Below are 11,695 nucleotides of genomic sequence, written 5' to 3'. Positions count from 1 at the left end.
CCCGGCTGACGAGCGCCATATAGAACAATCGGGCGTCCGTGCAACCCGCAGGAAGGGGCGATCTTAGCACAGGGGCGGCCGCAGGGTCTCCAGGGAGTGGCGCGGCCTCCCGATTGCTGCGCTGCGTTGCGCGAGCGGTCGAGGGGCGAGCGGGTCAGGGGTCTTCGGGCGTCTGCGGCGCGCGCGCGGCTTTGAAGCTGCGATAATGCCCCACCACGCAGCCCACGTACCCCTGCGTTTCCTCGTAGGGTGGGATGCCCTGGTACTTCATCACCGCATTTTCGCCCGCGTTGTAGCCAGCGACCGTGAGCTCGAGATCGCCGTTGAACATGTTCGCGAGCACCCGCAGATAACGCGTGCCGCCGAGGATGTTTTCGCGCGGATCAAAGGCGTCACGCACCTGCATTCGCAGCGCCGTCGCCGGCATGAGCTGCATCAGGCCCTGCGCGCCCGTGGGCGAGACCGCGCGCGGATCAAAGTCGCTCTCGCACTTGATGATCGCGCGAATCAGCTCCTCCGGGAGACGATAAAGACGCGCGCCTTCACGGATCCACGTGTCGTACCGTCCAAAACGCTCCGGCGATCGATCACTCGGCATCGACACCGTGAAAAGCTGGGCGGCCTTTTTGCGCGATTTGGTTCCGTCTCCGCTCGTGATCCGCTCCATCTTCCCGCCCGATTTTCCGCCTTGGGCGGGTTGGCTCGTGACGTGCACGTTTCCCTGCGCGTCCGTGTAGGTATAGATGTCGGCTCGCGCGTGGCCAGGGACGAGAAGCAACGCCGCTCCGAGGCCGAGGAGGCCGAGGACAGCGCGCGCGGAGGGGAGCGAAGAGGCGGCCAAGCGAGGCCAGGGTAGCACACGGTCGGGCAGTGGCATCCGGAGCCGAACCGACGAGGTGGGCCAAAGCTTCCCGCGAAGCGCGGAGGGCCGGGGCTCAGGGCCCCCAAAGCGACGTGGGCAGCGCGTTTCGATGCGAGAGCGCGAGCAGATCCATGAGCAGGGCCACCGTCACGTGCACGAGGAAGCCCGAGTAGATGCTCTTCGTGCGCATCGCGAGCGAGCCGAGCGCGATGCCCGCGACCACGGCGCCGGCCGCTTCGAGGTAAGGCTTGCCATAATGAATCATGCAATAAGGCACGCACATCGCGAAGATCGCGCCGGAGCCGAGCGTCGTCCGCAAGCCCGAGAGCCAGAAGCCCCGAAAAAAGACCTCGAGCGCGAAGAACTGCGCGAAATACATCATCTCCCACATCGCGAGGTCGAACCACGATCGGGAGCATTGCTTGTAAAATGGGTAATACGTGCCGAAATCGGGGGCCCGCGAGACGATCACGACCGCCGGGACCACGACCGCGAGGCAAAGCCCGTAGATCCACGCGTGCTTCAAGAAGCCGCGGACCCGTAGGCCCATGTCGAGCAGGCTGTCCTTCCGGAAGCAGAGCTTCCAGACGATCATCGGGAACGCCACGTACCCGAACACGCGCGTAAAAGCCCACCAGCCGTAGCCGTAGAGCTCGTTCCACTTGCGGAGATCGACCCCGAAGCCGCCCTGCTTTTCGAGCTCGCGCAAGAATGGCTTCAGGTGATTTTCATAGAAATCACGGCCGCCATAGTATTCCTGAAGCGTGAGCACGAGCGCGGTGGTCACGAAGAGCACCGCGGGGCGGTAATCGTACGTGCCCGCGGCGAGCGTCTTGCGCTGGTGCTCGTGCGCCGCGACGTCGAGCTCGCGCCACGTGCCGCGGAAGAAGAACCAGAGGACGGGCGCGAGCGCGATGTACGCGGCGACGGGGAAGAGGGCCTTGGTCGCCGTCTCGAAGAGCGTCGGCGCGGCGCGCGCGCCCGTCGGGCCCGCCGCCGCGGCGAGGAGCGTCGAGGCGAGGTCGAACATGACGGCTCAGCCGGCCCCGGACGAAGCGGCGATCAAGCCGAGTGCATGATCGAGGCGCGCAAGGGCGCGCGGCTTGCCGACGAGCGCGAGGACGTCGAAGAGCCCAGGCGTCGCTGTCCGGCCGCTGACCGCGACGCGGACAGGCTGCGCCACGTCCTTGATCTCGAGCTTCTTCTCGGCGAGGAGCTCGCCGAACCGAGCCTCCAGGTTCTTCGCGGAGAAATCGTCGATCGACGCGAAGAGATCCCGCACGGCCCGAAGGTGCGGGGCCTTGTCCGCGACGAGGAATTTCTTCACGGCCTTCTCGTCGTAGACGGGCAGATCGCGGAAGAAGTAGTCGAGCGCGTCGGCCGCGTCGGCGTACGTCTGCGCGCGCTCGCGGATGAGCGGCAGGATCGCGCGGACCGCCTCACGATCGACGCCCGAGAGGCCACGTTTCTCGAGGAACGGGAGCGTGCCGTCGAGGTAGACGTCGTCGGGCGTGAGCGCGGAGGACTTGAGCTGCTCGAACGCGATCGCCGCGAGCTTCTTGCCGTCGAACTTGCCGTCGGCCTTGCTGCAGTTCTCCCAGCTGAACTTCTGGACGAGGTCCTGCATCGAGAAAATCTCCTCGTCGCCGAAGGACCAGCCGAAGCGGACGAGGTAGTTCAGGAGGCCCACCGCGGAGATGCCGCGCTCGCGGTACTCGCCGACGGAGACCGCGCCGTACCGCTTCGAGAGCTTCTCCCCGCTGGGCGCGAGCATCATCGGCAGGTGCGCGAACTGCGGCGTGGGCGCGCCGAGCGCCTGGTAGAGCAGGATCTGCGGCGGCGTGTTGATCATGTGATCACGGCCGCGCGCCACGAGCGTGATGCCCATGGTGATGTCGTCGATGACGGCGCCGAGGTTGTAGAGCGGGACGCCGTCCGCACGCATGAGCACGGCGTCCTGCTGCGTGTTGTTCGGCGTGACGACCTCGCCGAACACGAGATCACGGTAAGTGACGGCGCCCGAGCTCGGCGCGCGGAAGCGAATGACGAACGGGCGATCGGGAGCCGGGCCCGTGCGGTCGCGGCAGGTGCCGGGGTAACGGAACTGGGCCTTCGGATCGCGGGCCTTCAAGGCCTCCCGCTGGGCGTCGAGCTCTTCCTTCGTGCAATAACAACGATAGGCCGCGCCCGCCGCGATGAGCTTCTCCACGTACTCCTGGTAGAGCGGGAGCCGCTCCATCTGGCGGTACGGGCCGTGCTCGCCGCCGACCTCGGGACCTTCGTCCCAGCCGAGGCCGAGCCAGCGCAGCTCTCGCAGGATGATCGCCTCGTTCTCCGGCGTGCTCCGCTCCTGGTCGGTGTCCTCGATACGAAGGACGAACGTGCCGCCGGTCTTGCGCGCCCAGAGCCAGTTGAAGAGCGCGGTCCGGACGCCGCCGATGTGGAGGTAGCCCGTCGGAGAGGGGGCGAATCGAACGCGAGGCTTGCCTTGTGCCATGGCGCCCGCGCTGTAGCATTTTTCGTAGCGATTGTCGGCCTCGGCGTGCTCGTCCGCCGCGCGCTCGGCCAACGCGTGTATACCCTCGGGCTCCGAGCTCGCACGTGAAACGATTCCTGAAGCAAGCTGCGCTCATCGCCGGGAAGGACCTCGCCATCGAGCTGTCCACGGGCGAGATCGTGACCACGAGCGGGTTCTTCGCCGTGCTCGTCGCCGTCATCGCGTCCCTCGCGTTCTTCGCAGGACAAGAAGCAACGGAAGGCGTGGCGCCCGGGGTGATATGGGTCTCCGTCGCGTTCGCTTCGGTGCTCGCCGTCGGGCGGACGTGGCAACGCGAGCGCGAGGAGAACGCGCTCGCGGGGCTGCTCGTCCTGCCCGTGTCGCGCGGCGCGATCTTCGCGGGTAAGGCCGTGAGCGTGGCGATTTTCGTGGGGCTCGTGGAGGCGATCGTGATCCCCGTGAGCGCGCTGCTCTTCTCCGTCGATCTGATCCGCATGGGTCCCGGGCTCCTCTTGATCGCGCTGTTCGCGACGCCGGGGATCGCCGCGGTAGGGACGCTGTTCGGCGCGATGACGGTGCGCACGCGGGCGAGGGATCTCGTGCTCGCGAGCGTGTTCTTCCCGCTGCTCGCGCCGACGCTGCTCGCCGCCGTGGCCGGCACACGCGAGCTCTTCGGCGGCGCCGAGACGAGCGAGCTCTTCGATTACCTCGCGCTGATGGGCGTCTTCGGGACGGTGTTCACCGCCGGCGGCGTGGGGCTGTTCGATACGCTCATCGACGGGTGATAGGGGTTTGGGGGCGTAGCTCCGCTTCTCGGAGCAGAGCCCTCAAGCGTTGATCGCGGCCGCGCAGCGCTCGGCGGCGGCCGTGATCACGTCGGGATCGAAGTCCATGCCGGTGCACTCGCCGACAGCCCATATGCCTTCGCCAGCCGCGCCGTCCGCGTCACAAGCGACCGCGTAGCCACGCGCAGGATCGAACCGAAGCTCGGCCCCAGCCTGCGCCGCGAGTTCGAACGCTGGGGCGCCGGGGAGCGCGAGGGCGAGGATTTCCGTATCGATGCGGCGCTCGTCTTTGGCGCCTTCGTGCAGGAGAACACGCTTCACCTGTCCCGTGCCTTCGACGCCCGCGAGGGCGGACGCCTTGCAGCGCACCACGCGATCGCCGAGCCGTCGTGCGAGCTCGTCGGCCCAAACACCTTCGCCCGCGATGACGACGGGGCCGTCGGGTTCGACGCCGTAGGTATGAAGGAGGCAGAGCGCGCGCGCCGAGAAGACGCCGGGAAGATCGTTGCCCGGGAAGGCCGCGATGCCGTCGTGCGCGCCCGTCGCGAAGACCTTTGCAGGCGCGCGTACCACGACAGCTCCTTCTTCCGCAGCGACGAGCAGGTCCCCGAGGTAGATGCCGGCCGCCGTGGCGCGCGAGAAGACGAGGTCGCCGCTCGGCCGGATCGATGCGAGGCGCCGCGCTTGGTCGGGGAGCGCGAGGAGCGAGCCGCCGAGCGAGAGGCCGTCGTCGACGACGACGACACGCGCGCCCGCAGCGCCGAGCTTGTGCGCGACGACGAGGCCTGCGAGGCCCGCGCCCACGACCACGACGTCTGCCTCGAGCAAGCGCGCGGGCCGAGGCGCCTCGATCTCCGAGGGCATGCGCCCGAGCCCCGCGATCTTGCGCGCGAAGCTCTGCATGATGGAGCCGAGCGCAGGGACGCCTGCCATGAAGTGGTGGTGATCGATGCCCTTCGGGAAGAACCAATCCGTTACCCGCAAGAGGTCGGCCTGGCGCGAGCCGACGACGTTCTGGGCTTCGACCTCTTCGTCGCCCCGGGTCGCGTGGAGGCAGGTCATCACGTTCGGCGTGCCGTCGACGCGCATGAGGCAGCCGTCGCACCCGCCGCGGAAGCAGCTCGCGCTGCGCGGGCGGTGGAGCTTGGGGCTCCGCGCCAGGATGAACTTGTCCTCGGCAAGGAGAGAGGCGGCGAGCGGCTCGCCCCGTTCGGCCCGCACCGGCGAGCCGTCGAGGTGGATCGTGACCGGATCTCGGAAGGCCCGCGTACGCCGGAACATGGGCCACGGCCCTATAGCACGGCGAACTCGGGGGTGACCCCCGCAAACAAAGGTCCACGAGGACGCGCGCCTGATCTACCCTCTCGAATCGATGCGCCTAGGCATCCTCGGACCGGCCAACAGAGATCTGCCTGCGCTTGCACGGGCGGCGCAGCTCCTGCTGGACGAGGTCCAGGTCGACCAAATCATCTACCTGTCGGACGACGGCGCGCTCGATCTCGTGGCGAAGGCCTGGGCGTACCGGCTCGTCGACGCGAACCCGAGCGAGGACCTCCTCTATGCGCGCGCGGCGGTGCGATGCGCGCGCGCGACGCCGGAGGCGATCGACGCCTACGTGGCCGCCGAGCGCGCGCGGTCGAGGCTTCGCGCGCTGACGAGCATCCCGAGCCGCCAGCTCCGATCGATCGAGCTCGTCGACGGGCGCGTGGCGGTCTTCGTCTACGACAAAGGCATCCTCGATCAGGACGACATCGCGGCCGCGAGCTTGCTCGTGTTCGGGCGGAGCCAGGAGCCGACGATGAAGCGCATCGGCTCGCGGATGTTCGTCTCCCCGGGGCCAATCGGGGCGCCGGGCGGTGGCATGGCCGTGCTCGAAGAGGTGCCGTCGGGCGGGGTGCGCGTGGAGATCCGGAACGCGAGCGGGGCCGTCACCGCAGAGGACATGCTGGGCGGAGGGCCGAGCCTGCCGGGCGTCAAGATGCGGGTGCAGGATGGCAAGAGCAGCGGATGAGCACGCAGCGCCCGCGGCCGCGCCGGGGCATCGGGTCGCCGTGTTCGGAGGGAGCTTCAACCCGCCGCACGTCGCGCACGTGCTCGCGGCGGTGTACGTGTTGTCGACGGAGCCCGTGGACGAGGTGCTGGTGGTGCCCGTCTACAGGCACCCGTTCGCCAAGGAGCTCGCGCCGTTCGAGGATCGGCTTGCGATGTGCGAGCTCGCGTTCGCCTGGATCCCGCGCGTACGCGTCTCCACCGTGGAGCGCGAGCTCGGCGGCGAGAGCCTCACGTTGCGGACGCTCGAGCACCTCGCCACGCAGCACCCGGACTGGTCGATGCGCCTCTTGCTCGGCGCCGACGTGATCGCGGACCTGTCGAAGTGGCACCGCTTCGATCAGATCACGGCGATCGCGCCGCCGCTCTTCGTGGGCCGCGCGGGCGTGATGGCCGAGGGCGCGCCGGAGCCGATGCTGCCGAAGATCTCGAGCACCGAGGTGCGCGACGCGATCGGCAGCGGCGAGATCGAGCGCGTCGAGAAGCTCGTGCCGCGCGAGGTGCTCGCGTACGCGGCTGAGCGGGGTCTCTACCGGAGGAGCTGATGGCCGCGCAGAAGAGCGTGTTCATCCTGGGCGCAGGCAAGGTCGGCGCAGGTCTCGCGCGGGCGCTGCGCCGGGTGGGGTACGTGGTGACGTTGCGCCCGCAACGAAGCGGGCTGCCGGCGCGGCGCATCGACGCGCCGTTCGTGATCCTCGCGGTGCGGGATCGTGATCTCCAGCCGCTCGCGGAGCGGATCCGGGACGCAGGATTGTTGGGGCACAAAAGGGCGGTGGTCGTGCACTGCGCGGGCGCGATCGGCCCGGAGCCGCTCGCGCCGCTTCGGAGCAAGAACGTCGCGGTCGCGCAGATGCACCCGATGATCTCGTTCGCGTCGCCGGAGGTCACGCCGTCGCTCGTGCGCGGGCAGCTCCACGTGGACGGAGATCCGCGCGCCGTGCGGGCGGCCGCGGCGATCGGGCGAAAGCTCGGGATGACGCCGCGGACGATCTCCGGGCTCGATCGCGTGCTGTACCATGCGGCGGCCGGGCTCGTGGCGAACGGGGCCGCGGCGCTCGCCGCAGGCGGGGTGGATCTGCTCGGACGCGCAGGCGTGCCGGCGGACACCGCGGCGGCGATGCTGGGGCCGCTCCTTCGCAGCGTCGCGGACAACGTGGAAGCGATGGGTTTGCCGGCGGCGCTCACGGGGCCGGTGCGTCGCGGGGACGCGGCGGGCGTGGGCCGGCACCTGGAGATGCTGTCGCGCGCGGCGCCGCACCTCGTGCCTCTTTATGTGGCAGCGTCGAGGTTGCAGGTGCCGCTCGCGCGCGCCCTGGGCGATGCGCCAGCGGAAAGCTTCGACGCCATCGTCACGGTGCTCGAAAAGGCGCCGGGCGGCGCCTGAAAAACGTTGCGGTGCGCGAGCCACGGACCGTACGCTGGAAAAGCCGTGGCGGACGCCGAACCTCGAACTTCTCCGCTTGATCGGTTTTCACCCCAGGAACCTTCGGGGGGTCGCACCGAAGGTGTCTTCGGCGCGGAGGCGGGCGCGCTGCCGTCCGGCGCGGTGATCGCCGCGCCTTCCGTGCGCGCTTCGCTTCGCGGGCTCGCGGCGGTCGACGATCTGCTCTGCGCGAAAGGCGCGAGCGGGCTCGTGGTGCTGCACGGGCCGCGCGCGACGCTGGAGGCCGTGGGCGCGCACGCAGCGCGGCGGGCGCAGGTGATCGGACGCGCGTGCCTGCGGATCGCCGAGGTCGCGTGGGACGAACCCTGGCGCGAGATCGCCGCGCAGATGGGGATCGGCGACGTGGTGGAGCCGCGCCTCGTGGCTGCAAGGATCCTCGGCGCGGCGAACGGCACGATGATCGTCGTGTCCGAAGGCACGCCGACGCACTGGGGACAGGCGGTCCTGGAGGAGATCGCGCGCCTCGTGGTCGCGCCGCGCGGAGGTGCCGCGCCACTCGTGCTCGTGTTGCGTGAGGTGGCCTCGGCGCCGGCGGGCGCGCGCCTCGTGCAGATCGATCCGATCGCGTCGTCGGAGGATCTACGGCGCTACTGGGAGGCGATCGCGCAGGCGGCCGAGCTTCGTCTCGGTGCAGAAGAGGGCCGTCTCGAAGCGCTGGAGCGCTGGTGGTCGGCGGCGCGCCGCGCGCCACTCGACGGGCGCGCCGAGCCGATCGTGCTCGAGCCGGCGCAGAGGCGGCTCTGCGCGCGTCTCGCGCTTGCGCAGCGGAGTTTGCCCGCGGCGGAGGCGAGTCGGCTCGGCGCGAGCGCGGACGTGGAGGCGCTCGTCGCGCGGGGCGTGGCGACCGTCGACACGGCGGGATCGATGAAGCTCACGGGCGCCGCTCCGATCGAGCTCGAAGCCGATCGTGAGGATGCGGTCGCCGTGGCGAGCGCGCTCGAAGCGGTGTTCCCCGTTGATCCGTGGGCGATGCTCCGCGCGGCCGAGTTGTGGGCGCGCGCGGGTGACGCGGAGCGGGCGGAGCTGCTCGCGACGCGCGCGCTCGCGGGTGTGGCAGAGCCTTCCGCGCGGGTGGATTTCTGGCGACGCTGGGAAGCGGCGCTCGCGTTCTTCTCGGACGCGTCGACGACGCAGGCGCTCCTGCGTTCGGCCGAGCTCGCGCTTCGTGTCGGGGATGCGGAGCGCGCGACGGGGTTCGCGCGGGCCGCAGCGGCGCGGGATGGAAACGCGCCCGAGGTGCTGATCACGCTGGGCAAGGCGCTCAGCGCCGAAGGGGATCTCACGACGGCGACAATCGTGCTCGAACGCGCCATGAGCCGTGCGGATGCGTCCGGCGCGCGCGCGCGGGCGGCCGTGGAACTCGCCGAAGTCCGGTACACGACCGGTGATCTCGAAGCGGCGCGAAGGTTTGCCCAGGAAGCACAGGGCAGCGCGTCGGATCTCGCGACGCGGCTCGGGGCGCGGAACGTGCTCGGCAAGCTCCTGCTCGCGGCGGCGTCATGGAGCGAAGCGGAGGCGCATTTCGCGGCCGACGCGTGGGAAGCAGCGTGTGGCGGCGAGGGGATCACGGAGCTTCGGGCGCGGCTCAACCGCGCGATCGCCGTGCTCTCGGCCGGTAGGCTCGACGAGGCGCGTCCGATGCTCGCCTCCGTGCTTGATGACGGTACGGCGCGCGGCGAGCACCGCGCCGTCGGGTTCGCGCTGACGAACCTCGCGACGATCGCCATCCTGAAGCGCGACTACCCGGAGGCGTTCCACCTCTCGGAGCGCGCGATCGAGGTCTTCCGCCGCATCCGCGAGCGGCTCTTCCTCGCCACCGTGATCCCGAACCTCGCGGAGCTCCGGCTCGATCTCGGGCTCGTGGCCGAGGCCGAGCAGACGCTTGCGTTCGGTCGGCAGGCGTGCGGCCCGGCGATCCCGGGGACACGCGCGCCGCACTTCGCGCTCGTCGCGGCGCGGATCCACCTCGCGCGCAACAGGACGCTCGAAGCGCGGGCGGAGCTCGCGTCGGCCATCGCAGGCGCGAGCGGATCGAGCAACGGCGCGAAGCTCTGCGAGTGCCACTGTCTCGCGGCGCGTATCGCGCTCGACGACGGCAATGTGGCGCGCGCCGCGCAGGCGATCGAGCGCGCGCGGGCGCATGCGAGCTCGACGCGCGCGCGCGCGGAGGTCGCGCTCCTCGAAGCGACGCGGGCGCGCGCCGCCGGGGATGCGTGGGACGGCGCTGCCGAGGAGGCGCTCGATCTTGCGCGGGAAGCGGATGCACCCGAGCTCGAGCGCGAGGCGCGTGTGCTGCTTTGCCACGCGGAGTTCTCGCGCGGCGATGCGCGCGAGGCGGAGACGCATTTGCACGCGGCGCTCGCGTCTCGTGATCGCATGGCGTCGTCCTTGCCCGAGGGGATCCGCGAGCGTTTCCTCGCGCGGCCGGAGCTTCGTGGCCTCGCGGCTCTCGAAGCGCGCACACCGCGTTCGAGCGAGCCGGGGCACCGGCCTTGTGAGCGGTGCGGCGATGCGTCGTGCGCGGGCTGCTCCTCGCCGTCGTTGATTTCGTCGCCACCGTCTTTGCGCGCATCGTCTTCGCCGTCGCGCTCGTCGGTGACGGCGATCGAGCGAATCGTGGGGCGCGACGCGAGCATGCTCGCGCTGCTCTCGGCCATCAAGAAGGTCGCGAAGGCCGATACGACTGTGCTGATCCACGGCGAGAGCGGCTCCGGCAAGGAGCTCGTCGCCGATGCGATCCACGAGATGAGCCCACGCCGCGCGGGCCCGCTCGTCAAGGTGAACTGCTCGGCGCTCGTCGAGACGCTCCTGCTCTCCGAGCTCTTCGGCCACGAGAAGGGCGCGTTCACCGGCGCGCAGGCGCGGCGCCGCGGCCGCTTCGAGCTCGCCGAGGGCGGCACGATCTTCCTCGACGAGATCGGCGACATCTCGCAGCGAACACAGGTCGCGCTCCTCCGCGTGCTCGAGGACAAGACCTTCGAGCGCGTCGGCGGCGCCCAGCCGATCCGCGCGAACGTGCGCATCCTCTGCGCCACGCACCGCGATCTCCGCGGAATGGTCGCGCGCGGCGAGTTCCGCGAGGATCTCTACTACCGGCTGCGGCAGGTCGTGCTCGAGGTCCCCGCGCTTCGCCAGCGCATCGCGGACATGCCCCTCATCACGTCGGCCTTGCTCGCCCGCATCGCGCAGGAGCGCGGCGAGCCGCAGAAGCGGCTCTCGGATCGGGCGATCGAGGCGCTGATGCGGCACGCGTGGCACGGCAACGTGCGCGAGCTCGAGAACGCGGTTCGCGCTGCGTCGCTCTTCGCCGAGGGCGATGTCATCGAGCTCGAGGATTTCACGACGAACGTCGAGTACATGCGCGGCGTGGCTGCCGAGATCACGAAGGGCTCGTCGCCGCCCTCGTCATCGGAGCAGCAGGACGCGCGTGGGGGGAGCGGGGGCGCCACTCAGCTCGCCGAGCGAAGATCGCAAGGGGAGGGCGATTCGACGCCGGTCGAGGTGACGTACGCGCATGTCCGCTCGGGCGTCAGCCTGAGCGACATGAAGCGGAAGATCGAGCGTGAGTGCATCGCGCGCGCGCTCGAAGAGAGCGGCGGGAACATCACCCGCGCCGCGGTGCTTCTGGGGATGAAGCGGCCGCGGCTCTCGCAGCTCGTGAAGCAGTACGGTCTTGGCAGTGCGTCGGAGGACGGATCATGAACGTTGGGAGACAATCGCTCGGGCTCGGAGGACTCTTCGCACTCCTCGCGACGGTGCTCACGGGGTGTCTGGCTGCGCCTGACGAGAGCGTCGCGGTCGACGAGGCCATCGAGGAGCTCGCGGCGAGCTCTTCCGATGCGGAGGAGCAGGCCGATCGCGGTACCCCCAGCGTGCCCGACGAGCCGCCTCCGCAGACCGACGACATGCCGGATCCGCTGCCGTGGCAGGAACTCGTCCCGGTGAAGCCCGGCGGCTGTGATCCCGAAGCGCGCAGCGGCCCGGATCCGCTGCCGTGGGTCCCCGGCGCCGGCACGCAGAGCTCGCCGGGCAGCGGGACGAAGCAAGACTAGGCACGC

The 11,695-nt window shown here is 70.1% G+C and carries 10 protein-coding genes; 6 read left to right on the top strand and 4 right to left on the bottom strand.

Annotated features, from left to right (window positions below; genetic code table 11):
* Window positions 1-154 precede the first annotated feature (154 nt).
* From POL67_RS37275 to gltX, 3 genes are all read right to left on the bottom strand, one after another.
* Entirely contained in the window at window positions 155-841 is a 687-nt protein-coding gene (locus POL67_RS37275) for a lytic transglycosylase domain-containing protein (protein ID WP_271925406.1), read from the bottom strand.
* Window positions 842-935: 94 nt separating this feature from the next.
* Window positions 936-1,892, bottom strand: coding sequence for a CPBP family glutamic-type intramembrane protease (locus POL67_RS37270; protein ID WP_271925405.1), 957 nt, complete (start codon window positions 1,890-1,892; stop codon window positions 936-938).
* Between the two features lie 6 nt (window positions 1,893-1,898).
* On the bottom strand, window positions 1,899-3,431 hold the full coding sequence (gltX, locus tag POL67_RS37265) for a glutamate--tRNA ligase (protein ID WP_271925404.1): 1,533 nt from the start codon (window positions 3,429-3,431) through the stop codon (window positions 1,899-1,901).
* A 32-nt stretch (window positions 3,432-3,463) separates the two neighbouring features.
* On the opposite strand from gltX, the gene POL67_RS37260 reads away from it, so the two are divergent.
* A complete protein-coding gene (locus POL67_RS37260; protein ID WP_271925403.1) occupies window positions 3,464-4,144 on the top strand; it encodes a heme exporter protein CcmB in 681 nt (226 codons plus the stop codon).
* A gap of 42 nt (window positions 4,145-4,186) precedes the next feature.
* Here the strand turns inward: POL67_RS37260 and POL67_RS37255 are convergent, their stop codons facing one another.
* On the bottom strand, window positions 4,187-5,425 hold the full coding sequence (locus POL67_RS37255; protein WP_271925402.1) for a 2Fe-2S iron-sulfur cluster-binding protein: 1,239 nt from the start codon (window positions 5,423-5,425) through the stop codon (window positions 4,187-4,189).
* Between the two features lie 91 nt (window positions 5,426-5,516).
* On the opposite strand from POL67_RS37255, the gene POL67_RS37250 reads away from it, so the two are divergent.
* The 5 genes from POL67_RS37250 to POL67_RS37230 are packed head-to-tail and all read left to right on the top strand — an operon-like array spanning window position 5,517 to window position 11,689.
* Window positions 5,517-6,155 carry a hypothetical protein gene (locus tag POL67_RS37250; RefSeq protein ID WP_271925401.1) on the top strand — a complete coding sequence of 213 codons (639 nt, stop codon included), beginning with the start codon at window positions 5,517-5,519 and terminating at the stop codon, window positions 6,153-6,155.
* Entirely contained in the window at window positions 6,136-6,738 is a 603-nt protein-coding gene (gene nadD / locus POL67_RS37245; RefSeq protein WP_271925400.1) for a nicotinate (nicotinamide) nucleotide adenylyltransferase, read from the top strand. Before POL67_RS37250 ends, nadD begins: the two co-directional genes overlap by 20 nt.
* Entirely contained in the window at window positions 6,738-7,577 is an 840-nt protein-coding gene (locus POL67_RS37240) for a DUF2520 domain-containing protein (protein ID WP_271925399.1), read from the top strand. Before nadD ends, POL67_RS37240 begins: the two co-directional genes overlap by 1 nt.
* 45 nt (window positions 7,578-7,622) lie before the next feature.
* The gene (locus tag POL67_RS53895; protein WP_271925398.1) at window positions 7,623-11,339 is read left to right on the top strand and encodes a sigma 54-interacting transcriptional regulator; all 3,717 of its coding nucleotides are present in this window, start codon (window positions 7,623-7,625) and stop codon (window positions 11,337-11,339) included.
* Window positions 11,336-11,689, top strand: a complete 354-nt coding sequence (locus POL67_RS37230; protein ID WP_271925397.1) for a hypothetical protein — start codon at window positions 11,336-11,338, stop codon at window positions 11,687-11,689. The genes POL67_RS53895 and POL67_RS37230 overlap by 4 nt, the downstream gene beginning before the upstream one ends.
* Window positions 11,690-11,695 lie beyond the last annotated feature (6 nt).

Source organism: Polyangium mundeleinium (assembly GCF_028369105.1).
GTDB classification, from domain to species: Bacteria; Myxococcota_A; Polyangia; order Polyangiales; family Polyangiaceae; genus Polyangium; species Polyangium mundeleinium.
Note: the sequence above shows the minus strand (reverse complement) of the source record. Positions and strands in the feature narration are given on the sequence as shown.

Coding starts and splice junctions, on each gene's coding strand:
- POL67_RS37255 (WP_271925402.1), bottom strand. CDS start 5,425: ATGTTCCGGCGTACGCGGGCCTTCCGAGATCCGGTCACGATCCACCTC.
- POL67_RS37230 (WP_271925397.1), top strand. CDS start 11,336: ATGAACGTTGGGAGACAATCGCTCGGGCTCGGAGGACTCTTCGCACTC.
- POL67_RS37240 (WP_271925399.1), top strand. CDS start 6,738: ATGGCCGCGCAGAAGAGCGTGTTCATCCTGGGCGCAGGCAAGGTCGGC.
- POL67_RS37250 (WP_271925401.1), top strand. CDS start 5,517: ATGCGCCTAGGCATCCTCGGACCGGCCAACAGAGATCTGCCTGCGCTT.
- nadD (WP_271925400.1), top strand. CDS start 6,136: ATGGCAAGAGCAGCGGATGAGCACGCAGCGCCCGCGGCCGCGCCGGGG.
- POL67_RS37270 (WP_271925405.1), bottom strand. CDS start 1,892: ATGTTCGACCTCGCCTCGACGCTCCTCGCCGCGGCGGCGGGCCCGACG.